Source organism: Streptomyces sp. CB02261, assembly GCF_001905665.1.
In the GTDB taxonomy this organism is placed as follows: Bacteria; Actinomycetota; Actinomycetes; order Streptomycetales; family Streptomycetaceae; genus Streptomyces.
In genome coordinates this window covers 1153986-1178168 of the sequence record NZ_LIVX01000001.1, presented here as the reverse complement: position 1 = coordinate 1178168, position 24183 = coordinate 1153986, and the positions used below count along the sequence as shown (strand labels likewise).

Sequence of the window (24183 nt, the reverse complement as noted above, 5' to 3'; positions counted from 1 at the left end):
GGGGCCTCAGCCCTTCGCCGCGGCCCGGTACGCCTTCGCCGCGTCCGCCTCCAGACGTGCCTGCGTCCCCGCGATGTCCTTCGGGTTCTTCAGGAAGTCCTGGAGCGCCTTCCACTCGCCCTTGCCCGGCGTCCCGCCGAAGGACTGCGGCATCTGGTCCGACATGTCGAAGCGGAAGGCGTCACCGGCGCCGATGAGCGCCTTCGCGATCTCGCGCTGGACGTCGTTCGGGTACGCCGCCGGGTCCAGGTTCTTGTTCGGGGAGAGGAAGCCGCCCTCGGCCGCCCAGATCTTCGCCGCGTCCGGGGAGGCGAGGAAGGCGAGCAGCGCCTGCGCGCCCTTGGTGTCCTTCAGGGCCACGGCCGCGTCGCCGGCCGTCACCACCGGGCTGGAGCCCGCGCCGACGGTGGGGAACGGGAAGACCTTCGCGTCCGTACCGATCTTCGCCTTCGTCTGCGCGATGTTCACCGCGGCGAAGTCGCCCTCGAAGACCATCGCCCCCTTGGGCTGGTCGCCGCCGGTGAAGGTCTGGGTGACCGAGACCGGGTACTCCGTCTGCAGCGCGCCGCTCGTCCCGCCGGCGAGCAGCGCCGGCTTGCCGAAGAGTTCGGCGAGCGTGGTCAGGGCCGCGGTGACCGACGGATCGGTCCACTTGATCGTGTGCTTCGCCAGCTGGTCGTACTTGGCCGGGCCGGCCTGGGAGAGGTAGACGTTCTCGAACCAGTCGGTGAGGGTCCAGCCGTCCGCGCCGCCGACCGAGACCGGGGTGACGCCGGAGGCCGAGATCGTCTCGGCCGTGCTGAGGAACTCCTTCCAGGTCTTCGGCTCGGTGGCGCCCGCGTTCTCGAAGACGGCGGCGTTGTACCAGACCAGGGACTTGTTGGCGGCCTTGAAGTAGACCCCGTACTGGGTGCCGTCGACCGCGCCGAGCTCCTGCCAGCCGCGGGAGTAGTTCGCCGCCAGCTGGGCCTTGACCTCCGGGCCGACCGGCTTGAGCCACTTCTGGGCGGCGGCCTGCTGGATCGCGCCGACCTGCGGGAGCATCGCCACGTCGGGCGGCGAACCGCCCGCGATCTTCGTGCCGAGGAAGTTCACGATCGGGTCCTGGGCCGGCACGAAGGTGACGGTCGCTCCCGTGCGCTTCTCGAACTCCCGCAGAACCTTCGTGAAGTTCTCCTGCTCCGGTCCCGTCCAGACGGCGGCGACCTCGATCTTCTCGCCCTTGAGGGGGAGCGCGCCGCCACTGGGCGCGGTGTCCCCCGGTTTCTTCTCGGCCCCGCCGCCGCCGCACGCCGCGAGGGCGAGTGCGGCGAGCGCGGCGAACGCCGTCATGCTCACTGCGGCCTTGCGTGGACGAAGAGTTGTACGCATCGCTGCCCCGTCTCTCCTGTGCGCGTCGCTGTCCCGTGCCGACAGGTCTACGCCGGGTGGCGGGGCCCCGCAATACCGCCTTCCGTGTCAAGCGGGCGATCGTGACGGCCTCGTGACGTGGCGTCAGCCGTGGGGCGAGGGGGTCAGCGGGGGCACGGGAGTCGCCTCGACCGAGCGGGCGGCCCGGTCGAGCGCGCTCGCCAGGAGCGCCAGATCCGTCGGCCCGTTGCCCAGCTCGCGGACCGGGCGGCGGGTGGGCGGATCGCCCATGCGCTCCCACTCCAGCGGCACGACCGTCGGGCGGAGCGTCGCCGTCCGGGGGATCCGGCCGGTGACGCGGCCCGCCTGGAAGGGGGTGACCCGGCCGTCCGGATGCCCGAGGCGCCCGCGTCCGGCCGCCGGCACGTCGGGCCCGGCGGTCACCGGGGGCGCGTCGAGCACGATCCGCAGCCGGGCTCCGTGCGCCAGCTCCGTGTCGGCGGTCCGGTCCGGGCGCGCGGAGGTCGCGACGAGGTGCACGCCGAGCCGCTCGCCGTTGCGCGCGACCGCCTCCAGGGCCCGCACGACCGAGCCCGCGGCGGGCCGGCCGGAGGCGCCGAGCGCGGGGGCGACCAGGGCGTCGAAGTCGTCGACGAGGACGACGAGCCGGGGAAGGTGGGCGGGGCCCCCTGCCCTGGCCTGCGGCTCGCCGGTGGCGGGACGGGGAATCCGGCCGCCGGCCTCGTCCCCGGCCGCCCGGGAGCTCCGGCCCCCGGAATCCTCCCCGGCGGGGCGGGGCACGCGCCCGCTCGGACGCTCGGTGAGGTCGCCGTCGCCCGTCCGCAGGGTGCGGCTGCTCGGGCGGTCGTCGAGCGCACCGCCGTCCCGCCGCGGCAACCGGCCACTGGGCGAGTCGGCCAGAAGGGCGTCGGGCCGCGCCCGGACACCGGACCGCCCGTCGAGGGAGCCGTCTCCGGGGCGGGGTACGCGTCCGCTGGGGTGGTCGGTGAGGTCGCCGGCTGCGGGGCGGGGGACGCGTCCGCTGGAGGGGCCGCCGAGGTCCTCGGCTCCGGGGCGGGGGCTGCGTCCGCCGGGGTGGCCGCCGCGGTCCTCGGCTCCCGGCCGGGATACGCGTTCGCCGGAGTGGTCCGTGAGGCCGCCGGTCCGCGCGCGGGGGGCGCGGCCGCTCGGCTGGTCGCCGAGGTCGCCGTCGCCCGTGCGGAGCGTACGACTGCTGGGACGGGCCCCGAGGTCGCCCCCGGGGTACGCGGTCCGGCCGCTCGGACGGGCCCCGAGATCGTCGCCGCCCGGGTACGAAGTGCGGCTGCCGGGGCGGTTGTCGTGGTCGCCGGGGTACGGGGTTCGGCCGCTGGGACGGGAGTCGAGGTCGCCGGGGTACGGGGTTCGGCCGCTGGCGCGGCTGTCGAGGTCGCCCGGGTGCGAAGTCCGCCCGCTGGCGCGGCTGTCGAGGTCGCCGGGGTAGGGGTTTCGGCCGCTGGGGCGGGAGTCGAGGTCGCCCGGGTACGAAGTCCTGCCGCTGGCGCGGCTGTCGAGGTCGCCCGTGCGGGGAGTGCGGCTGCTGGGGCGGTTGTCGACGTCGCCGGGGTACGGGGTTCGGCCGCCGGGGCGGTTGTCGTGGTCGCCGGGGTAGGGGGTTCGGCCGCTGGCTCGGGAGTCGAGGTCGCCCGGGTGCGAAGTCCGCCCGCTGGCGCGGCTGTCGAGGTCGCCCGTGCGGGAAGTGCGGCTGCTCGGTCGCCTGTCGAGGTCGCCGGGGTACGGAGTACGGCCGCTGGCGCGGTGGTCGACGTCGCCCGGGTACGGGGTTCGGCCGCTGGGGCGGGAGTCGTCGGCCGGGTGCGCGGTCCGGGCGCCGGGGCGGTCGTCCAGGTCGCCGGGGTAGGGCGTTCTGCCGGTGTCCCGCTCCTCGGGGGGTGTGGGGCGGCCGTTCGCCCGGCCTTCGGGGGTGCCGTACGTGATCCGGCCGCTGGGGCGGCCGCCGAGGTCGTCCGCGCGTCCGCCGCGGCTTCTCGGGAGGGCGCCGATCGTGCCGTCGCCCGTGCGCAGCGTGCGGCCGCTGGTCCGGCCGTCGACGTCGTCGGCGTCCTGGAGCCGGACGGTCGCGCGGGCCCCCTGGGGCACGGACTCCGCCGCGCTCGGGGCGCGCTGGCCGATCAGCCGGTCGTTCCCGCGCGTGCCCCGGCGGTCGGCGAAGTGGCCGTCGCCGATGAGCTCCGCCCGGCGCTTCAGCTCCGCGCCGAGCGCCTGCGCGAACTCCCGCATCCGCACCGGGTCCGAGGCGACCAGGTGCTCGGTGACGTGCGGCAGCTCCGTACAGGCCGCGAGTCCTTCGCCGCGCTCACCGCCCGCCCCGTCCACCAGGAGCAGGCCGAGCCGGTCGGGGCGCCCGCCGGCCGCGAGCGAGGCGGCGATCGAGCGGAGGAGCTCCGTCCGGCCGCTTCCCGCGGGGCCCTCGATCAGCAGGTGCGGGCCCTCCCGGGTGAGGTCCACCGCGAGCGGGCCGCGCGGACCGGCGCCCAGCACCGCCGTACCGTCACCGGCGGAGGCCCAGCGGGCCATCAGGGAGGCGGGGGTGGCGCGGGCGAGTCCGAGCTCGTCAAGGAGCCGTGCCGACGGGGGCAGGGCGGCGGCACGGGCCCCCGGGACCGCCGTCGTGTCCGTACGCAGGGGGGCCAGCGCGCGCCCGAACCGCTCGGCCCACGCGACGGACACCGCGTCGACCACGCCGACGGTGCCATGGCCCGCGACCCGGCCGCCGGCGGTCCGCAGCAGCCGCAGCGCCGTCGCCACGTCGCCGCTGAGGAGCACGGCGGCTCCGCACTCGCGGAACGCGAGCGACGCGGCGCAGGCGGTCTCGTAGGTGGCGGCCACCGGCGAGACCGGGGAGGCCGAGGGCGCCTCGGCGAGGCACAGGAGGTGGATACCGGCGGCCGCACCCGCTCCGGCCAGCCGCGCCACCGTCTCGCGGAGCGCCGCCGAACCCGGGTCGCCGTCGACGACCACGACCGTACGCGGTCCCTCGTGGCGGGCTGCGGCCTCGGCGACGGACGCGCGGTCGGCGCTGGGCCAGCCGGGGCCGAGCGGGCCGTCGTCGAGCCTTCGGGTCAGCTCCGCCGTACGGGCCTGGGCCTGCTCGCGGTCGTACGCCAGGAGCAGGCGGCAGTCCTGGCCGTGGGCCGGCCGGACGTGCGGGAGCCAGCCGAGCCAGCCCCAGGCACGGCGCCGCTCGTCGAGCGAGCGGTTCCGGTCGGCGCTGATCAGCACGATCTCCAGGTCGGAGGGGGAGTGCAGGGCGGCGAGCTGGGCGACCACCGACCGGGTGAGTCCGGCGAGCCGGTCGGCGGGGCCCGCGAGGCCGAGGGAGCCGGCCTCGCGCAGTCCCACGGTGACGGGCACGCCGGAGAGCTCCGCGCGGTCCGTCGTGCCGAGCCGGACCACCAGGGACTCGGGGTGGTCCTCGTCGCGCTCCCAGAGCCGGGGGCCGGGGCCGAGGGCGGTGAGCAGGAGGGTGGCCGGGTCGGGCCAGGTGTCGGCCGCGGGGCCGGGCGCGGGCACGCCGTCCCGCGCGCGGGTGCCGGGCCGGGCGCCGGCGTGGGTGTCCGGGGCGGTGCGGGGGCCCGCGGCGGACGCCGGGAGCTCCTCGCGGCCGCCCGCCAGACGTCTGGCCCAGGCGCCGAGCCCGCGCCTGCCACCCGCGCGCGTGGGGGCGGTCGGGGCCTCGCCCCGGGTCTGCCGGGCCCCGTCGGCGGCGGGGTCCTCCGGTCCGTCGCCGAGGTCACCCGGGGGAGCGGCGTCGTACGGGTCGGCGTACGCCTCCGAGGCCGCGCCGCCGTACAGGGCACCGCCCGCGCCGCCGTGGGTGGCGTCGTCCGTGGGAAGGCCGGGAGCCGCGCCGGGCACGCCCGCGTGCGCCGGCCGGTCGGTCCGAGCCGTCCCGTCCGGGCCGCCCGCTCCGCACGCGATCCGCAGATGGCCCTCGCCGTCCGGGGCCGTCGCCCTCGCGTCCGTACCGCGCAGGTCGTCGCCCGCGCCGGTCAGGCGGAGGGCCGACTCGCCGAGCCGCAGCAGCGCGCCCGGCGCGAACCGCACCGGGCGGTCGCCGACCGGCTCGCCGTCGAGGGTCGTGCCGTTCGTCGAGCCGCGGTCGGCGACCGTGACCCGGCCGTCCTCGCCGACGGTCACCACGCAGTGGGCACGGGAGACGTCCGGGTCGTCGAGCGGAACGTCGGCGTCGACGGAACGGCCGATTCTGATCGGTCCGCCGTGCAGCAGGTGCACCCCGCCCGCGTCCGGACCCGCCACCACGTGCAGCCGGGCGGAGGCCTTCTCGCCGACGCGGTCGTCCGGTCCAGGGACCTGGAGCGAGAGCACGGCGCCGTCGACCAGCGGCGGCTCGCCGAGGACGGTGCGACGGGGGTCGAGCCGCTCCGCGCCCGCGTAGAGCACGGTCGTGCCGGAGGCGGAGGTGTCGGGGCCCGTGACGGCCGCGGCGAGATTCGATGCCACGGCGGCGAGGGCCGTCCCGGCGGGGGCCGTGACGAGCACGTCGCAGGCGCGCCCGGTGCCGTGGCCGGCGTACGGCGCGAGGACGGTCAGCCGGATCTGCATCGCCGTCAGCGGTCCCTTCTGCGCGACATGCCCGGCAGGGGGACCGCCCTGTGACTCCCCCCACCCGGCACGGACGCGTCGTCCGGTACAGGTCGGCACGGCGCGGGGGCTCCCGACCCCTCGACGCGACGTGCTGGAGGCATCCTCGCACCTGCCACCGACAGCCCGCCCCCGGGTCGGCCGGAAGTGATCTTGATTGGTCGGCTGTGGACGTAAAAATGCCTGGTTGAGCATGCCATCGGAAGGTGCCCGGCAACCGTCGCGGTCTCAGGAGCGTCTTCTTCCGGACAGGTGGCCGGTCGTTCCAGGACGGGAACCGGGACCGTCTCGGCGCCCCGGCGCCCGGGCTCCCACCCCGAGGAACACCCGGTGACTCCGCCGACCGGCATCGGAATCGCCCTGTGGACGACCCGCCGGTACCCCGTTCGGCGGCACTAAAGTGGGTCGGACACCCGGACGGGTCACAACAGAGGACAGGGACCCCGGGGACATCACCGGAGCAGCCCCGACCACGGACAGCAGGGAGCGCGTGACGTGCGGCCTATCGGCAGCAAGTACCTGCTCGAGGAGCCGCTCGGCCGCGGCGCCACGGGCACCGTCTGGCGAGCCCGCCAGCGGGAGACGGCGGGCGCCGAGGCGGCCGTGCCCGGCCAGCCCGGTGAGACCGTGGCGATCAAGGTCCTCAAGGAGGAGCTGGCCAACGACGCGGACATCGTGATGCGCTTCCTGCGCGAGCGGTCCGTGCTGCTCCGGCTCACCCACCCGAACATCGTCCGCACCCGCGACCTGGTGGTCGAGGGCGACGTCCTCGCGCTCGTCATGGACCTCGTCGACGGTCCCGACCTGCACCGGTACATCAGGGACAGCGGCCCGCTCACCCCGGTCGCCGCCGCTCTCCTGACCGCCCAGATCGCCGACGCGCTCGCCGCGAGCCACGCCGACGGCGTCGTGCACCGCGACCTCAAGCCGGCCAACGTGCTGCTCGCCGAGCAGGGCGGCCAGATGCACCCGATGCTCACCGACTTCGGCATCGCGCGCCTCGCGGACTCCCCGGGCCTGACCCGGACCCACGAATTCGTCGGCACGCCCGCGTACGTGGCGCCCGAGTCCGCCGAGGGCCGCCCGCAGACCTCCGCCGTCGACATCTACGGCGCGGGCATCCTCCTCTACGAGCTGGTCACGGGCCGGCCCCCGTTCGCGGGCGGCACCGCCCTCGAGGTCCTCCACCGGCACCTCAGCGAGGAGCCCCGCCGCCCCTCGACCGTGCCGGGCCCGCTGTGGACGGTGATAGAGCGCTGCCTCAGCAAGGACCCGGACCGGCGTCCGAGCGCCGTCAACCTGGCCCGCGGTCTGCGCGCGGTCGCCGCCGGCATCGGCGTGCACGCCACGCCCGCCCAGATCGAGGCGGCGGACGGCGTGGGAGCGCTGCTCGCGCCGGACCCCGCGCCCGCGCCCGTCCCCGAGACGCCGGGGGCCGCGGACCCCACCCAGGTGCTGCCCAGCGGCGCCGGGGCGCCGCGGTTCGACCCCGCGGGCGCGACCAGCGTCATGCCGACCAGCGGACCGGCGGGCGCCGCCGATCCCACGGCCGTCATGCCGCCCGTGCCGCCGGGGCCGCCGCAGTCCGGGCAGGGGGCGCAGTCCGAGGAGCCGCACCCCTGGCAGAGCCAGCTGCGCGCCGCCCGCGACCGCAACGAGCAGACGCAGGTGCAGTACCTGGACCCGAGCCAGGACCCGCTGCGCCGGCGCCCGCAGCGGCAGCCGCAGCAGCCGCAGCAGCCGCCGCAGGACCGGCAGCAGCCGGGGGCGTACGGGCAGCAGCAGCCGCCGCAGCCGTACCAGCAGCAGCGGCCCCCGCAGCGGCCCGCCCCCCAGCCGTACCAGCAGCAGGCGCAGCACCAGCCGCAGCACCAGCCCCAGCAGTACGCGCCGCCGCCCGCCCCGCAGCAGTACGCGCAGCCCCAGCAGCAGTACACCCCGCCGCAGCCGCCGCCCCAGGCCCCGGCGCCACGCCGCGAGCCGCGCCCGCCGCGTCAGCGCAGCGCCAACCCGGTGCGGATCCCCGGCCTCGGCTGCCTCAAGGGCTGCCTGGTCATGATCGTCCTGTTCGTGGTCGCGGGCTGGCTCGTCTGGGAGCTGACCCCGCTCCAGGACTGGATCGCCGAGGGCAAGAGCTACTGGCAGGCCATCGGCGACGGCATCTCGACGGTCACCGACTGGATCTCCTCGATCGGCGAGAGCACCGGCTCCGGGGGTACTACCGGCGGTACGGGGCAGTAATACTGCCGATTTATCGACTTCCGAGGGGTGATTTCCCTTCGGAAGTGACGACCGGCGGCTGCGGACGCGTAACTTTGCTCGCGAACCGCAGCCGCTGAGGGAGCAGTCTTGGCACGGAACATCGGCAGCCGCTACACCACCCACCAGATCCTCGGGCGGGGCAGTGCAGGAACGGTGTGGCTCGGCGAGGGGCCCGAGGGTCCCGTCGCCGTCAAACTGCTGCGCGAGGACCTGGCCTCCGACCAGGAGCTCGTCGGCCGTTTCGTCCAGGAGCGCACCGCCCTGCTCGGCCTCGACCACCCCCGGGTGGTCCAGGTCCGCGACCTCGTCGTCGACGGCAACGACCTGGCCCTCGTGATGGACCTCGTGCGGGGCACCGACCTGCGCACCCGCCTCGACCGGGAACGGCGGCTCGCCCCCGAGGCCGCCGTCGCGATCACCGCCGACGTCGCCGACGCCCTCGCCGCCGCGCACGCCGCCGGGGTCGTCCACCGGGACGTCAAGCCCGAGAACATCCTGCTCGACATGGAGGGCCCGCTAGGCCCCGGCGGCGCCCACCCCGCCCTGCTCACCGACTTCGGCGTCGCCAAGCTGATCGACACCCCCGGCCGGACCAAGGCCACCCGGATCATCGGCACCCCCGACTACCTCGCCCCCGAGATCGTCGAGGGCCTCCCGCCGCGCGCCGCCGTCGACATCTACGCCCTCGCGACGGTCCTGTACGAGCTGCTCGCCGGCTTCACCCCCTTCGGCGGCGGCCACCCCGGCGCCGTCCTGCGCCGCCACGTCACCGAGACCGTCGTCCCGCTGCCCGGCATCCCCGAGGAGCTGTGGCAGCTGATCGTCCAGTGCCTGGCGAAGGCCCCGGCCTCCCGGCTGCGCGCCTCCGAGCTCGCCGCCCGCCTCAAGGACGTCCTGCCGCTGCTCAAGGGCATGCCGCCGCTCGACGTCGACGAGCTGGACCCGGAGGAGACGGCACCGGCGACGGAACCGGAGCCGGAGGCGTACGCCACCGGTACGGCCGCCGGTGAGCCCGGCCCGCGCCGGGCCGCCGTCCCCCTCGTCCCCGGCGCCTCGGCCGACTCCAACCGCGACACCCACACCTCCATGCGGGTCCCGGCCCCCGACGAGCTCTCGGGCGGTCCCCTCGGCACCGCGAGGGCCCCGCGTCCCGCCGGCGCCCGCCGCCCCGGCTCGGCCCGCCACAAGGCGGAGGCGGTCCGCAAGCGCCGGATCACCCTGGCCGTCGCCGCGGTCGTCGTCGCGGGCGCGCTGGGCACCGGCGGCTACCTGGTGGCCTCCGGGGACGCGGACACCCCGCCGCAGGACTCGAAGCAGTCCTCCGTGCCGTAGCCGCCCCCGCCGCGGTGGCCAAAGGTTCGGCTCCTCGCCCGGAGCCGTTACGCTGGACGCGTGGCAGTCGTCGATGTATCAGAAGAGCTGAAGTCCCTCTCCTCGACCATGGGGTCGATCGAGGCCGTCCTGGACCTCGAGAAGCTGAGGGCCGACATCGCCGTGCTCGAGGAGCAGGCCGCGGCCCCGTCCCTGTGGGACGACCCGGAGGCGGCGCAGAAGATCACGAGCAAGCTTTCGCACCTCCAGGCCGAGGTCCGCAAGGCCGAGACCCTGCGCGGGCGCATCGACGACCTCGCGGTGCTCTTCGAGCTCGCGGAGGAGATGGACGACCCGGACACCCTCGCCGAGGCCGAGACGGAGCTGACCTCCGTCCGCAAGGCCCTCGACGAGATGGAGGTCCGCACCCTCCTCTCCGGCGAGTACGACGAGCGCGAGGCCCTGGTCAACATCCGCGCGGAGGCGGGCGGCGTCGACGCCTCCGACTTCGCCGAGCGGCTCCAGCGCATGTACCTGCGCTGGGCGGAGCGCCACGGCTACTCGACCGAGATCTACGAGACCTCGTACGCGGAAGAGGCCGGCATCAAGTCGACCACCTTCGTGGTGAAGGCGCCGTACGCCTACGGCACCCTCTCCGTCGAGCAGGGCACCCACCGCCTGGTCCGCATCTCGCCCTTCGACAACCAGGGCCGCCGCCAGACCTCCTTCGCCGGTGTCGAGATCCTGCCGGTCGTCGAGTCCTCCGACCACGTCGAGATCGACGAGTCGGAGCTGCGCATCGACGTCTACCGCGCCTCGGGCCCCGGCGGCCAGGGCGTCAACACGACCGACTCGGCCGTGCGCATCACGCACCTCCCGACCGGCATCGTGGTCTCCTGCCAGAACGAGCGCTCGCAGATCCAGAACAAGGCGAGCGCCATGAACGTCCTCCAGGCCAAGCTCCTCGAGCGTCAGCGCCAGGAGGAGCGGGCCAAGATGGACGCCCTCAAGGACAGCGGCAGCTCCTGGGGCAACCAGATGCGCTCGTACGTCCTCCACCCGTACCAGATGGTCAAGGACCTCCGTACGGAGTTCGAGGTCGGCAACCCGCAGTCCGTCCTGGACGGCGAGATCGACGGCTTCCTCGAGGCGGGCATCCGCTGGCGCAAGCAGCAGGAGAAGTAGCCCCACGGCAGTACGCGTTCGGGCCCCGCACCCTCGGTGCGGGGCCCGTCGCCGTTCCGGCCCGGGTGTTTCTCCGGTCTCCGGATTCGCTGACGCAAGCGGAATCGGGGTGGGTCGGGAGCTTTGTCGACAAGGGAACTGGTGCTGTGGAGCCCGGAGTTCAGGGTTTACGTCACAGTTGCATCGTCGCATGTGGGGCAGTCGGTGATCTTTCGGGCATCGCACGCGCAACGACCTTGACGCTTCATCGGAAACTCGGAAGGGTGACGTACTGGCATGCGCATTTCTGGGGCGCGCGTGCGAACGGGGGCCGGTTCCAGTCGTGACGCCACCCCTGCTGTGCGGGCCCCGAGCGCTGCCCCATGACGAGATGGACTACTGGGGGTAGCACCTAGATGACCAGACAAATGCGAGTGCGCTTCGTGCGCATCGCGGCCGGCGCCATGATCGCCGCAGGCGCTTCGCTGACCGCGGCGGGTGCCGCGCAGGCCTTCGGTAACCCTGACGAGCCGCCCGTCTGCCTTCCCGAGAACGTCGGCTGCGAGGAGCCGCCGGTGGACCCGCCGGTGGACCCGCCCGTCGACCCGCCCGTCGACCCGCCGGTGGACCCGCCCGTGGACCCGCCGGTGGACCCGCCGGTCGACCCGCCGGTGGACCCGCCGGTCGACCCGCCGGTGGACCCGCCCGTGGACCCGCCCGTGGACCCGCCGGTCGACCCGCCCGTGGACCCGCCGGTGGACCCGCCGGTCGACCCGCCGGTGGACCCGCCCGTCGAGCCGCCCGTCGAGCCGGGCGACGGCGATGACAACGGCAACGGGAACGGCAACGGCAACGGAACCGGCAACGGGAACGGGAACGGAACCGGCAACGGAACCGGCAACGGAACCGGCAACGGGAACGGGAACGGAACCGGCAACGGTTCCACCACGCCCGGTACGCCGGACGCCACCGACGGCGGCTCCAGCGACTCCGGTGACGCCGGCACCTGCACCGTCGACCTCGACGGCGCCGAGTGCGTGGACGGTGGCAACAACAACACCGACACCAACAACGCCGGCTCGCAGCCCGTGCAGCAGGGCCAGGCGAAGGAGGAGCTCGCCGAGACCGGTGCGGCCGAGACCTCGTTCCTGGTCATCGGTGCCGCGACCATGATCGCCGGTGGCATCGGCTTCCGTATGCTGCCGCGTCTCGTCGCCGGCGGCCGTGCCGCCGTCTGACCGATCCGCGTACGCGCACGCCGCACGCGCATGACGCCCAGCGCATGAAGAAGGGCCGGGGGATTCTCCCCGGCCCTTCCTCGTGCTTTCCGGCTCGTGTGGTCGTCGCGCGGCCCGGCTAGGCCGTACGGACCGCCGCGAGCAGCGCGATCGCGGCCAGCAGGGCGATCGCCAGCGTCAGCAGCATCGCGGGCGAGAGACCCTGCGGGGTCAGACGCTCCCGGTTCGCGCGGCAGACGGGGCAACGGCCCTCGGCGACCGGGGCCGCGCAGTTGGCGCACACCAGTCGGTCGTAGGTCATGCGCTCTCCTCCTCCCGCACTGGGGGCTCCATCAGGACAACGCCCGGAGGTGCCCGGACGTTCCCCCTACCACTGTGCCAGCTCGTCGGCGTTTCGGCGCGCCCCACCGGATCGTCCCTGTTCTATCCCGATGGGCGAAAAGGATAAAGCGCGCAAGCCAGGACCGCGACTGCGCGGGGTCACCCCGTTCGCGTAAGGTCACGCACACCTACTCCCGGCCGACCGTGGTGTGCATCCGTGATCCGATTCGACAACGTCTCCAAGTCCTATCCGAAGCAGAACCGCCCCGCGCTCCGGGATGTCTCCCTGGAGATCGAGAAGGGGGAGTTCGTCTTCCTCGTCGGTTCCTCCGGCTCCGGTAAGTCGACTTTTCTGCGGCTGCTCCTCCGCGAGGAGCGCGCCAGCCAAGGCCAGGTGCACGTCCTCGGCAAGGACCTGGCCCGCCTGTCCAACTGGAAGGTGCCGCACATGCGGCGTCAGCTCGGCACCGTCTTCCAGGACTTCCGCCTGCTGCCCAACAAGACCGTCGCCCAGAACGTGGCCTTCGCCCAGGAGGTCATCGGCAAGCCGCGCGGCGAGATCCGCAAGGCCGTGCCGCAGGTGCTCGACCTGGTCGGGCTCGGGGGCAAGGAGGACCGGATGCCGGGCGAGCTGTCCGGTGGTGAGCAGCAGCGCGTCGCCATCGCCCGCGCCTTCGTCAACCGGCCGATGCTGCTGATCGCCGACGAGCCCACCGGCAACCTCGACCCCCAGACCTCGGTCGGCATCATGAAGCTGCTCGACCGCATCAACAGGACAGGGACCACCGTCGTCATGGCGACCCACGACCAGAACATCGTCGACCAGATGCGCAAGCGCGTCATAGAGCTCGAGAAGGGCCGCCTGGTCCGCGACCAGGCGCGCGGCGTCTACGGATACCAGCACTGAGCCTGTAGCGAGTAGGAGAAAGCAGACCCATGCGCGCTCAGTTCGTGCTCTCCGAGATCGGTGTCGGTCTCCGGCGCAATCTCACGATGACCTTCGCCGTCATCGTCTCCGTGGCCCTCTCGCTCGCCCTCTTCGGCGGCGCGCTGCTCATGCGCGAGCAGGTCAGCACGATGAAGGACTACTGGTACGACAAGGTCAACGTCTCCATCTACCTCTGCAACAAGGCCGACGCGTCGGCCGCGGCGGGCAAGTGCGCCAAGGGCGCGGTCACGGCCCAGCAGAAGGAGCAGATCAAGGCCGACCTGCAGAAGATGGACATCGTCGAGACCGTCTACTACGAGTCGGCCGACGAGGCGTTCAAGCACTACAAGGAGGAGTACAGCGACACCGCCATCGCCTCCGTCATCACGCCGGACCAGATGCCGGAGTCGTTCCGGGTCAAGCTCAAGGACCCGGAGAAGTACAAGGTGGTCGCCACCGCCTTCGCGGGCCGCGAGGGCGTCGAGTCGGTGCAGGACCAACGGAACATCCTGCAGAACCTCTTCGACCTCATGAACGGCATGAACATCGCCGCCCTCGGCGTCATGGGCCTGATGCTCGTCATCGCGCTGATGCTGATCGTCAACACCGTCCGCGTCTCGGCCTTCAGCCGCCGCCGTGAGACCGGCATCATGCGGCTCGTCGGCGCCTCCAGCTTCTACATCCAGATGCCGTTCATCATGGAGGCCGCGTTCGCGGGACTCCTGGGCGGCGCGGTCGCCTGTGTGCTGCTGCTCGTCGGCCGGTACTTCCTGATCGACCACGGCATCGCCCTCGCGGAGAAGATGCAGCTGGTCAACTTCATCGGCTGGGACGCGGTCTTCGCCAAGCTGCCGCTCGTCATCGCGATCGGGCTCCTCATGCCGGCCGTGGCCGCTTTCATCGCGCTGCGCAAGTACCTGAAGGTGTGAGAAGAGACCACTGACGACGGATGGCGTCGTACGGCCAAAGCCCGTGCGGCGCCATCGTCTTGTCCTAGAGTGGGCGGCATGTCGGCCGACACCGGACATCTCTGTATCCGGCCCCGCGGAGTGCTCCGTGGGGCCGTTCTGACGTTGGTCTTCGCCGGGATCCTCGCCACGGCCGCCGCCACCGGGTCCCTGCCCCGGCAGGACGCGGCGGGCGAGCCGGCCGGCGCGGCCACACGCGCGGGGCAGCGGCCCCCGGCCGGCGCGCCCGTCGACCGCGCCGCCCTGAACCGCGCCGCCGCCGCGGCCATGGCCGACGGGAAGTCGGGCAAGCAGGCCGCGGAGGAGTTCGTCAGCCGCAGCGGCGACCGCTGGGGCGCGGTGTACGACAAGAAGGAGTACGCCGAGTTCGAGCAGGCCCTCGACGGCACGTACACCGGCGTCGGGCTGTCCGCGGGCCGGGCCGGCGAGGACCGCGTCCGGGTGACCCGGGTGCAGCCCGGCGGCCCCGCCGAGCGGGCCGGGCTCCGGCCCGGCGACCGGCTCGTCTCCGTCGACGGGCGCACCGTCGACGGGCTCTCGGTCTCGGAGGTCGTCGCCCTGCTCCGCGGCGACGGGGTGCCCGGCTCGGCCGTCGCCCTCCGGGTCGAGCGCGGCCGCGCCGCCTGGACGCAGACCCTGCGCAGGGCCCGGCTCGCCACGGATCCGGTGACCGTCCGCCGCCTGGACGACGGGACCTTACTGATCAGGGTCGCCGCCTTCACCAAGGGCGCGGGCACGCGCGTGCGTGACGCCGTACGGGCCGCCCCGGCCGGTGCCGGTGTCCTCCTTGACCTGCGGGGCAACGCGGGCGGCCTGGTCGCGGAGGCCGCCGTGGCCGCCTCCGCCTTCCTCGACGGCGGTCTGGTCGCCACGTACGACGTGGAGGGCGAGCAGCGGGCCGTGTACGCGGAGGGCGGCGGCGACACCGGCCGGCCCCTGGTGGCGCTGATCGACGGCGGCACCATGAGCGCGGCGGAGCTGCTCACCGGCGCCCTCCAGGACCGGGGCCGGGCGGTCACGGTCGGGTCGCGCACCTTCGGCAAGGGCGCGGTCCAGATGCCGAGCGCCCTGCCGGACGGTTCCGTCGCCGAGCTGACCGTCGGCCACTACCGGACGCCGGCCGGGCACGCGGTGGACGGCCGGGGCATCACCCCCGACCTGGCGGCCGGGGAACGGGCCGAGGAACGGGCGAAGACGGTATTGAGTGGCCTCGGAGGGGGCTCGTAGTGCGAAAATGACCGCACTATGGCAAAGGGACTCGTGAACGTGCAGGGCAAGCCTGCCAAGAAGAACCAGGACAAGGCGCCCGAGCGCAAGCTCATCGCGCAGAACAAGAAGGCGCGCCACGACTACCACATCGTCGACACGTACGAGTGCGGTGTGGTCCTCATGGGCACCGAGGTGAAGTCGCTGCGGATGGGCCGCGCCTCGCTGGTCGACGGCTTCGTGCAGATCGACAACCACGAGGCGTGGCTGCACAACATCCATGTGCCCGAGTACATGCAGGGCAGCTGGACCAACCACTCGGCGAAGCGGAAGCGGAAGCTGCTGCTGCACCGCGAGGAGATCGACAAGCTGGAGTCGAAGTCGCAGGAGACCGGTCACACGATCGTGCCCCTCGCGCTCTACTTCCTGAACGGCCGGGTCAAGGTCGAGATCGCGCTCGCCAAGGGCAAGAAGGAGTTCGACAAGCGGCAGACCCTGCGGGAGAAGCAGGACACCCGTGAGACCAACCGGGCCATCGCGGCGGCCAAGCGCAGGCAGCGCGCCGCCAAGATCGCGTAGCGGCGCGGCAGCGGGTAATACGCTGGCGACAGCGGCCGTCGGTCACGTACGATGGGCCGTGCACACCTCGCAAGGGGCGTGCGCTTTGAAAAATGAACATGGGGATGATCGGTTTCGACAGCGGATACCGATGCAGAGGAAGCGTGTCGAGGAAGCGGCAATGATCTCGTTAACCATATGTCGCAACCAATAATCGCCAACTCCAAGAGCGATAACTCCCGCTTCGCCCTCGCTGCCTAATTTTAGGTAACGACAAGAAGCCTCTGTGAGGAGCGTCAGCCCGGGGGTGGTCCCGACCCGGATCCTGGCGTCATTTAGGGATCTAAACCTCTCACCCCGGTCACGGGGGTTGGAGGGAAATCAAACAGTGACTGAGCCCGTCGGAGACTTGTCCGCGTGATCTCCGGGGCTGAGAAACTCGTAGCGGACTGCACACGGAGAAGCTCTGTTTCCGTACCGTTGGACGCGGGTTCGATTCCCGCCATCTCCACCGAGCGTCCGAGGGGCTTGCCCGCTCGGACACCTCATCCCATGTGGGCGAAGGCCCGGCAGTCGTCAGACTGCCGGGCCTTCGTCATGCCCGCGTCCTCATGCCCGCGTCCTCGTCGCGCACAGCGCCAGGGCCAGGCTCGCCGCCGCGACCGGGATCAGGAAGCCGAAGGCGGGGAACGGGGCGTGGTCGGCGGCCCAGCCCCCGGTGGCGGAGCCGGCCGCGATGCCGCCGAGGAGGGCGGTCACGGCGAGGGTCAGGCCCTCGTTGAGCTGGGACGGCGGCGTCATGCGCTGGACCAGCCCCATGCCCGTCACCATCGTCGGAGCCGTCGCCATGCCCGCGAGCAGGAGACCGGCGGCGAGGGCGAGCAGCGAACCGGTCGAGGCGGCCAGCAGGGGCAGCGTCATCAGGGCGGCCATCGCGGTCAGACAGGTGCGCAGCCGTACGGTGCGGTGGGAGCGGCCGTAGAGGAGGCCCGCGGCGCAGGATCCGGCGGCCTGGAGGGCGAGGACGGGGCCGGCGACGGGCCCGTCCACGTACGCGAGGGTGACCACCTCCATGGACCCGAAGACCGCCCCGGTGGCGAGGAAGACCGCGAGGAGGGGGAGCATGCCGGGGGCCCGCAGCGGAGATCCGGCGGTGGTGCGCGGCGCGACCGGCGGTTCGGTGGAGCGCTGGGCGGCGAAGACCAGGACCCCGCCGAGGAAGAGGGTGGCGGCGACGAGGGTGCCCGCCTCGGGGAAGAGGGTCGAGCAGAGGAGCGCGGCGACGACCGGGCCGAGCATGAAGCAGAGCTCGTCGACGGCCTGTTCGAAGGCGTTGGCGGTGTGGAGGGCGTCGCGGTCGCCCCGGAAGAGGTGGGCCCAGCGGGCCCGTGACATGCCGCCCGTGTTGGGGCTCGTGGCGGTGAGGGCGGTCGTGGCGAAGAGGGCCCAGACGGGCGCCCGCTCGTGGACGCAGAGCAGCAGGGTCAGATGGCCCAGGACCGCGTAGGCGGTGGCGGGGACGGCGATCCGCGCCTGGCCGTACCGGTCGACGAGCCGGGCGATCCAGGGGGCGGTGAGGGCCCCGGCGCCGGTGCCGGTGGCGATGACGGCACCGGCCAGCGCGTACGAGTCGTAGGCCGCCGCGATCATGATGACGGCGCTGACGCCGAACATGCCCATGGGCAGCCGGGCGATCAGATTGCCGGCCGTGAAGGCGCGGGTGCCGGGGACGGCGAAGAGGCGGAGGTAGGGGCTGCGGGTGGCGGCGGGCGGCCGTGGGCGGTCGGCGGCGGGCCGCTTCTCGCGCGCGTGGGGGACGGCGGGCGGGCCTGCGCGGTGGCCGGGGGTGGTCGGCGGTCGTTCGGCGTGGCGGGGGGCGGGGGCCGGGCCCGCCGGGGTCGGGGGGAGCTCCGGTAGCGGCATGGATCAAGGCTCGCGGGCGCGGGCCGGGCGGGTCCAACACCTGTTCGGTGGCCATTCACGCGCCTGTGTTGTTAAATGCCGCGGTGTCCGCCACCCCGTCCTCGTACGACATCGACCCCCGCCTCGTGCGCGCCTTCACCGCCGTCGCCGAGGAACTGCACTTCACCCGCGCCGCGGCCCGCCTCTACGTCGCCCAGCAGGCCCTCAGCCGCGACATCCGGCGCCTGGAGCGCGAGCTGGGCGCGGAACTCTTCGTACGGACCACCCGGCAGGTCGCCCTCACTCCGGACGGGGAGCGCCTCCTGCCGTACGCGCGACGGGTGCTGGCCGCCCACGACGAGCTGACCGACGCCTTCCGCGCCGCGCCCCGGCCCCTCCTCGTCGACCTCAACAGCCCGGGTCTCGCCCAGGAGCGCGTCCTGCGCCGGGCCCGTGAACTCGCCCCGGAGCAGGAACTGATGGCCCGCTACGAGAGCGGGCTCACCGGCGCGGTCCGGGACATCCTCGCCGGCCGGCTCGACACCTCCTTCGGCCGGTACGGCGGGCTCGAAGCGGGGCTGCGGGCCCGGCTCGACTCCCAGTTCGTACGGTACGAGCGGATGGCGGTGATCCTCCCCGAGGACCATCCGCTGGCCGGCCTGCCCGAGGTGCCGCTCGCGGGCCTCGCCGGGGAACGGGTCTACGCGGGCGCGGGGAACGACCGCACCCCGGAGTGGACCGACCTCGCCGCCCGCCTCTTCGCCGGGCGCGGCATCGAGGTCGCCCCGCCCGCGCCGCTCGCGGTCGGCCACGAGGAGTTCCGCCGCATCATGGCCAAGCACCGCAACCCGGTGCTCGCCGTCGTCGACTTCCCGCCCATGCCGGGCTGTGTCCTGCGACCGCTCACCGACCCCGTACCCCTGTCACCCGTGAGCCTGGTGTGGCGCAAGGGGCTGCGTCATCCCGGTCTCGACGCCCTGCGGACCGCCGCGGCGGAGCTCGGCGCGGCGGAGGGTTGGCTGGAACGGCCCCCCGGCTCCTGGCTGCCGGAAGCCGAGCCGGGGCTGGCCTGAGCGGCCCGCAGGCGCTCACAGTGGGTGTCCGCGCCGGGTGAGAGCAAGGTTCCGTTCCCGTCACCTCTCGGCATCGGGCCGAAACGCGGCCTCTCTAGCCTCTGTGGCAGGTGGACCGGGGCTGTGGACGCCCCAGGACCCGACACCCGCGGAGGTACGACATGGGCGGCGGCCGGTGGATCGAGCAGTGGGAGCCGGAGGACGAGACCTTCTGGCGCGAGAAAGGGGAGCGGATCGCACGACGGAACCTGATCTTCTCCGTCCTCTCCGAGCACATCGGCTTCTCGATCTGGAGCCTGTGGTCGGTCATGGTGCTCTTCATGGGGCCGCAGTACGGCATCGACCCGGCCGGGAAGTTCTTCCTGATCGCGACCGCGACCTTCGTCGGCGCGCTGATCCGGATCCCGTACACCTTCGCCGTCGCCCGCTTCGGCGGCCGTAACTGGACCATCTTCAGCGCCCTGATGCTCCTGCTGCCCACCGGCCTCGCCTTCGCGGTGATGGAGCCCGGCACCTCGTACACCACCTTCGTCGTGGTGGCGGCGCTCACCGGCGTCGGCGGCGGCAACTTCGCCTCCTCGATGACCAACATCAACGCCTTCTTCCCGCTGCGGAAGAAGGGCTGGGCGCTCGGACTCAACGCGGGCGGCGGCAACATCGGCGTCCCCGTCGTCCAGCTCGTCGGCCTTCTCGTCATCGGCACCGCGGGCGCCATGCACCCGAGGATCGTGCTCGGCGTCTACCTCCCCCTGATCGTGGTCGCCGCCGTGTGCTCCGCCCTCTTCATGGACAACCTCGCCCCCGTCAAGAACGACACCGGGGCCGCGAAGGAGGCCGTGCGGGCCCGCCACACCTGGATCATGGCCTTCCTGTACATCGGCTGCTTCGGCTCCTTCATCGGCTACAGCTTCGCCTTCGGCCTCGTGCTCCAGACCCAGTTCGGACGCACCCCGCTCCAGGCGGCCTCCCTCACCTTCATCGGCCCGCTGCTCGGCTCGCTGATCCGGCCCATCGGCGGCTCCCTCGCCGACCGGCACGGCGGCGCCCGCATCACCCTGGGGACCTTCGCCGCGATGGCCGCCGCGACCGGAGTGGTGATCTACGCCTCCGTGACCGAGTCGCTCGCCGTCTTCCTCGTCGGCTTCATCGCCCTCTTCGCCCTCAGCGGCCTCGGCAACGGCTCCACCTTCAAGATGATCCCGGCGATCTTCCTCGCCCAGGGCCACCGCAAGGGGCTCTCGGGCGACACGGCGGAGGCCTACGGCCGGCGTCTCTCCGGGGCCGCCATGGGCATCATCGGGGCGGTCGGCGCGCTCGGCGGACTCGGCATCAACCTCGCCTTCCGCCAGTCCTTCCAGACCGCCGGGACCGGCACCGGGGCCTTCATCGGCTTCCTGGCCTTCTACGCGGCCTGCATGGCCGTCACCTGGGCGGTATACCTTCGGCGCCCCACCGCCGTCCCCGCGACCGCCGAGGCGGTCACCGAGGCGGAGCCCCGGACCGGTTACGCGAAGGTGTGATGTCGGATGCCCGGCGCGGACCGTAACGACCAGGAAATACAGGCGAACCGAGTCTGTCACGCGTCCCCGTCAGGCTCTGGCCCCATGGACGAGCAAGAACACGGCCCCCTCGCCGGCTTCACCGTCGGCGTCACCGCGGCCCGACGCGCGGACGAACTCATCGCGCTGCTGCGCCGGCGCGGTGCCGCCGTCGTCCACGGCCCCGCCCTGCGGATCGTGCCGCTCGCGGACGACACCGAACTCCTCGCCGCCACCAAGGAACTCCTCGACCACGCCCCGGACGTCGTCGTCGCCACCACGGCGATCGGCTTCCGGGGGTGGGTCGAGGCGGCCGAGGGCTGGGGACACGGCGAGGAGCTCCTCGCCGTCCTGCGGGACGTCGAACTCCTCGCCCGGGGACCCAAGGTCAAGGGGGCCGTACGGGCCGCCGGACTCACCGAGTCCTGGTCGCCCAGCTCGGAGTCCATGGCCGAGGTCCTCGACCGCCTCCTCGCCGAAGGCGTCGCCGGGCGCCGGATCGCGCTCCAGCTGCACGGGGAGCCGCTGCCCGGCTTCGTGGAGGCGCTCACCGTCGCCGGGGCCGAGGTCGTCGGCGTCCCCGTCTACCGCTGGATGCCGCCGGAGGACACCGGCCCGCTCGACCGGCTGCTCGACGCGACCCTCGCGGGCGGCCTGGACGCCGTCACCTTCACCAGCGCCCCGGCGGCTGCGTCGCTGCTCTCCCGGGCCGAGGAGAAGGGCGTACGGGACGCGCTCGTCGCCGTGCTGCGGCACGAGGTGCTCGCGGTGTGCGTCGGGTCCGTGACGGCGCTGCCGCTCCAGGCCGAGGGCATCGACACGTACCAGCCGGAGCGGTTCCGGCTCGGGCCGCTCGTCCAGCTGCTCTGCAAGGAGCTGCCCGCCCGCTCGCGGGTCCTGCCGGTGGCGGGGCACCGGGTGGAGGTCCGCGGCCACGCCGTCCTCGTCGACGGCGCCCTGCGGCCCGTACCGCCCGCCGGAATGGCCCTCCTCGGCCTGCTCGCCCGCCGGCCCGGCTGGGTGGTCTCCCGGGCCGACCTGCTGCGGGCCCTGCCCGGCGCGGGCCGGGACGAGCACGCGGTGGAGACGGCGATGGCGCGCCTGCGGACGGCGCTGGGGACGCCGAAGCTCATCCAGACGGTGGTGAAGCGGGGGTACCGGCTGGCCCTTGATCCCTCGGCGGACGCGAAGTACGACGACTGACGCCTGGTACGACGACCGACTCCACGTACGACGACTCGCGCGGCGTACGACGACCGAGGGCGGGCCCGGCCGGGGCGCCGCTCTCAGGGCCGGGTGGCGGACTCGCTGTCGGGGTGGAGGGTGAAGACCTGGTCGAGACCCACGATGTTCAGGATGCGAAGGGTGCGCGCGGGCACGGCGGCGAGGGCGATGTCCGCCCCGGCGGCGAGGGCGAGCGCGCGGGCGGCGAGCAGGGCGGTGATGCCGCTGGAGTCGCAGAACTCCATGCCCCCCAGGTCGAGCACGAGGCGCAGACCCGGCCGGAGGGTGACGCCGGCGACCGTCTCCCGCAGCTGCGTGGCGGTCGTGTAGTCGAGTTCGCCGACGACCTGCAGGACCGGGCCGGTCGCGGCCTCGCGGATGATGATTCTCAGCGGTGTCATTCCGGGCTCTTGGTCGTAGGCACGCCGAGGGCGAGCAGGGCGGTGTCGTCGTCCAGACCCTCGCCGAAGCCGTCCAGCAGGGCGGTCAGGGCCTCGATGACCTCGTGGGGCGGTCTGCCCGCGTGGCGGGTGACGAAGGCGCGCAGGGCCTCGTCCCCGTACAGCTCGGCACGGCCGCGGCCGGTGCGGGCCTCGGTGAGGCCGTCGGTGTAGAGCAGGAACGTGTCACCGGGGGCCAGGGTGGTGGTGGCGGTGGCGAAGGGCGCGGTGGGCAGGATGCCCACGAGGAGACCGCCCGGGGTCGGCAGGAAGTCCGCGGTGCCGTCGCCCCGCAGGACGAGGGCCGACGGGTGGCCGCCCGAGGCGATGCGGACGGCGGCGCGCCCGGTGGCCGGGTCGGGCTCGATGACCCCGACGACGGCGGTGCAGTACCGCGGGTCGCCGCCGCTGTAGCGCTCGTGGAGCACGGTGTTGAGCGTCGAGAGCGCGGCCACCGGGTCGGGGTCGTGCAGGAGGGCGGCGCGCAGGGTGTAGCGGGTCAGCGAGGTGACCGCCGCGGCCTGGGGGCCCTTGCCGCAGACGTCGCCCAGGAAGAAGGCGAAGCGTCCGCCGCCGAGGGGGATGACGTCGTAGAAGTCGCCGCCCAGCCGGTCGGGGGAGGCCGTGCGGTAGTGGGCGGCCGTCTCCACCCCGGGGATCGGCGGCAGGGTGTCGGGCAGCAGCGACGCCTGGAGCACGGCGAGGGCGTCCTGCAGCCGGGCGCGGTCGGCCTCCGCCTCCCGGTGGGCCTGCTCGGCGGCCTTCTGGGCCCGCAGGAGTTCCTCTTCGTAGGCGCGGCGGTCGCGGGCGTCGAAGACGGTGGTGCGGATCAGCAGCGGTTCGCCGGAGGCGCCGTACTTGACCGCCGAGGAGATCAGGACCGGCAGGCGGCCGCCGTCGGCGTGCCGCATCTCCAGGGCGATGCCGCCGATCTCGCCCTGCATGCGCAGCAGCGGCGCGAAGTGGGTCTCGTGGTATAGCTTGCCGCCCACGGTCAGCAGGTCGGTGAACCGCATGCGGCCGATCACGGCCTCCCGCTCCAGACCGAGCCAGCCCAGGAGCGTGGCGTTGATCTTCGCGATGGTGCCGTCCAGCATCGTCGACAGGTACCCGCACGGGGCGCTCTCGTACAGCTCCTCGGCGCTGTCCTCGAGGAGGGCGGTGAACGCGATGTTCGAGGCCTCGTCGCCGCCGGTGCCGTGGGGCTCGGGCTGCTGCCCGACGCGGCACATCACCGCAGCTCCGCCAGGAAGCGGGTGATCGCGTCGTTGGTGGCCTCCGGCGCGGACAGGTGGGGGCAGTGGCCGGTGGCGTTCAGCGTCACCAGGGTCGAGCCGGGGATCGCCCGGTGGACGAAGGCGCCGACCTCCGGGGGTGCGATGACGTCCTGGGCGCAGTCCAGGACCAGCGTCGGCACCTCCACGCCCTTCAGGTCGTCCCGCGAGTCCGACAGGAACGTGGTCCGGGCGAAGACGCGCGCCATGTCGGGGTCGGTGGCGCAGAAGCTGTTGGTCAGCTCGTCGCCGAGCTCGGGCCGCTCCGCGTTCCCCATGATCGCCGGAGCCATGACCGCCGACCAGCCCAGGTAGTTCGACTCCAGGGACGCCAGCAGCTCGTCGATGTCCTCGGCGCTGAACCCGCCGCGGTACCCCTCGTCGTCGATGTACCGCGGCGAGGGCGCGACCATCACCAGGGCCCCGATGCGCTCCGGAACCAGACCGACCGCCAGTGCGCCGATCATCGCGCTGACCGAGTGCCCCACGAACACCGCGTCGCGCAGGTCGAGGGCCTCGCACACCTCCGCCACGTCCCGGGCGTAGCCGTCCAGGGAGGCGTACCGCTCCGGGGAGAACGCGGACAGATCGGACCGTCCCGAGCCCACGTAGTCGAACAGGACCACCTTGTGGTCCGCCTCCAGCGCCGGAACCGTCAGCCGCCACATGTTCTGATCACAACCGAACCCATGAGCCAGCACCACGGCGGGTCCGTCAGGGTTGCCGGTCACCGTGACGTTGTTCCTGCGCTCGATATCCAT

The 24183-nt window shown here is 73.4% G+C and carries 18 protein-coding genes and 1 other RNA gene; 12 read left to right on the top strand and 7 right to left on the bottom strand.

The window, feature by feature from the left end; all coding sequences use genetic code 11:
- Nucleotides 1–6: 6 nt before the first annotated feature.
- Both AMK29_RS05320 and AMK29_RS35500 read right to left on the bottom strand, forming a co-directional pair.
- Nucleotides 7–1371, bottom strand: a complete 1365-nt coding sequence (locus tag AMK29_RS05320; RefSeq protein ID WP_198942173.1) for an ABC transporter substrate-binding protein — start codon at nucleotides 1369–1371, stop codon at nucleotides 7–9.
- Nucleotides 1372–1494: 123 nt separating this feature from the next.
- The gene (locus AMK29_RS35500; protein WP_107422519.1) at nucleotides 1495–5976 is read right to left on the bottom strand and encodes an FtsK/SpoIIIE domain-containing protein; all 4482 of its coding nucleotides are present in this window, start codon (nucleotides 5974–5976) and stop codon (nucleotides 1495–1497) included.
- 534 nt (nucleotides 5977–6510) lie between these two features.
- On the opposite strand from AMK29_RS35500, the gene AMK29_RS05310 reads away from it, so the two are divergent.
- The 4 genes from AMK29_RS05310 (at nucleotide 6511) to AMK29_RS05295 (ending at nucleotide 11990) form a co-directional block, all read left to right on the top strand.
- Nucleotides 6511–8256: a serine/threonine-protein kinase gene (locus AMK29_RS05310; protein WP_073808029.1), complete on the top strand. Its 1746-nt coding sequence runs from the start codon at nucleotides 6511–6513 to the stop codon at nucleotides 8254–8256.
- Nucleotides 8257–8364: 108 nt separating this feature from the next.
- A complete protein-coding gene (locus tag AMK29_RS05305; protein WP_073808027.1) occupies nucleotides 8365–9609 on the top strand; it encodes a serine/threonine-protein kinase in 1245 nt (414 codons plus the stop codon).
- 60 nt (nucleotides 9610–9669) lie between these two features.
- Complete coding sequence (gene prfB / locus AMK29_RS05300; RefSeq protein ID WP_073808025.1) at nucleotides 9670–10773, top strand: peptide chain release factor 2; 1104 nt, start codon at nucleotides 9670–9672, stop codon at nucleotides 10771–10773.
- Between the two features lie 407 nt (nucleotides 10774–11180).
- A complete protein-coding gene (locus AMK29_RS05295) occupies nucleotides 11181–11990 on the top strand; it encodes an LPXTG cell wall anchor domain-containing protein (protein ID WP_443334049.1) in 810 nt (269 codons plus the stop codon).
- A gap of 118 nt (nucleotides 11991–12108) precedes the next feature.
- Here the strand turns inward: AMK29_RS05295 and AMK29_RS05290 are convergent, their stop codons facing one another.
- Nucleotides 12109–12291, bottom strand: a complete 183-nt coding sequence (locus AMK29_RS05290) for a hypothetical protein (RefSeq protein ID WP_030209918.1) — start codon at nucleotides 12289–12291, stop codon at nucleotides 12109–12111.
- A gap of 237 nt (nucleotides 12292–12528) precedes the next feature.
- On the opposite strand from AMK29_RS05290, the gene ftsE reads away from it, so the two are divergent.
- The 5 genes from ftsE (at nucleotide 12529) to ssrA (ending at nucleotide 16485) form a co-directional block, all read left to right on the top strand.
- Nucleotides 12529–13218, top strand: a complete 690-nt coding sequence (gene ftsE / locus AMK29_RS05285) for a cell division ATP-binding protein FtsE (RefSeq protein WP_053648390.1) — start codon at nucleotides 12529–12531, stop codon at nucleotides 13216–13218.
- A gap of 29 nt (nucleotides 13219–13247) precedes the next feature.
- The gene (gene ftsX, locus AMK29_RS05280; protein ID WP_073808021.1) at nucleotides 13248–14168 is read left to right on the top strand and encodes a permease-like cell division protein FtsX; all 921 of its coding nucleotides are present in this window, start codon (nucleotides 13248–13250) and stop codon (nucleotides 14166–14168) included.
- A gap of 78 nt (nucleotides 14169–14246) precedes the next feature.
- Complete coding sequence (locus AMK29_RS05275) at nucleotides 14247–15434, top strand: S41 family peptidase (RefSeq protein ID WP_073808019.1); 1188 nt, start codon at nucleotides 14247–14249, stop codon at nucleotides 15432–15434.
- A gap of 18 nt (nucleotides 15435–15452) precedes the next feature.
- On the top strand, nucleotides 15453–15992 hold the full coding sequence (gene smpB, locus AMK29_RS05270) for an SsrA-binding protein SmpB (RefSeq protein WP_073808017.1): 540 nt from the start codon (nucleotides 15453–15455) through the stop codon (nucleotides 15990–15992).
- 100 nt (nucleotides 15993–16092) lie between these two features.
- Nucleotides 16093–16485, top strand: a transfer-messenger RNA (tmRNA) gene (gene ssrA / locus AMK29_RS05265).
- A gap of 95 nt (nucleotides 16486–16580) precedes the next feature.
- On the opposite strand, the gene AMK29_RS05260 is transcribed toward ssrA, so the two are convergent.
- Entirely contained in the window at nucleotides 16581–17894 is a 1314-nt protein-coding gene (locus AMK29_RS05260) for an MFS transporter (RefSeq protein ID WP_079196752.1), read from the bottom strand.
- A gap of 83 nt (nucleotides 17895–17977) precedes the next feature.
- Between AMK29_RS05260 and AMK29_RS05255 the strand changes: the two genes are divergently transcribed.
- The 3 genes from AMK29_RS05255 to AMK29_RS05245 all read left to right on the top strand — a co-directional run bounded on the left by AMK29_RS05255 (nucleotide 17978) and on the right by AMK29_RS05245 (nucleotide 21687).
- Nucleotides 17978–18946 (top strand): LysR family transcriptional regulator, encoded by a 969-nt coding sequence (locus AMK29_RS05255; protein WP_073808015.1) that lies wholly within the window; start codon nucleotides 17978–17980, stop codon nucleotides 18944–18946.
- Nucleotides 18947–19107: 161 nt separating this feature from the next.
- A complete protein-coding gene (locus tag AMK29_RS05250) occupies nucleotides 19108–20466 on the top strand; it encodes a nitrate/nitrite transporter (protein ID WP_073808013.1) in 1359 nt (452 codons plus the stop codon).
- A gap of 84 nt (nucleotides 20467–20550) precedes the next feature.
- Nucleotides 20551–21687 (top strand): uroporphyrinogen-III synthase, encoded by a 1137-nt coding sequence (locus tag AMK29_RS05245; protein ID WP_073808011.1) that lies wholly within the window; start codon nucleotides 20551–20553, stop codon nucleotides 21685–21687.
- 83 nt (nucleotides 21688–21770) lie between these two features.
- Here the strand turns inward: AMK29_RS05245 and AMK29_RS05240 are convergent, their stop codons facing one another.
- From AMK29_RS05240 to AMK29_RS05230, 3 genes are read right to left on the bottom strand one after another with little or no spacing between them, the layout of a single operon-like run.
- On the bottom strand, nucleotides 21771–22109 hold the full coding sequence (locus AMK29_RS05240) for an STAS domain-containing protein (RefSeq protein WP_073808008.1): 339 nt from the start codon (nucleotides 22107–22109) through the stop codon (nucleotides 21771–21773).
- Nucleotides 22106–23380, bottom strand: coding sequence for a PP2C family protein-serine/threonine phosphatase (locus AMK29_RS05235; protein ID WP_073808005.1), 1275 nt, complete (start codon nucleotides 23378–23380; stop codon nucleotides 22106–22108). The genes AMK29_RS05240 and AMK29_RS05235 overlap by 4 nt, the downstream gene beginning before the upstream one ends.
- On the bottom strand, nucleotides 23380–24183 hold the full coding sequence (locus AMK29_RS05230; protein WP_073808004.1) for an alpha/beta fold hydrolase: 804 nt from the start codon (nucleotides 24181–24183) through the stop codon (nucleotides 23380–23382). Before AMK29_RS05230 ends, AMK29_RS05235 begins: the two co-directional genes overlap by 1 nt.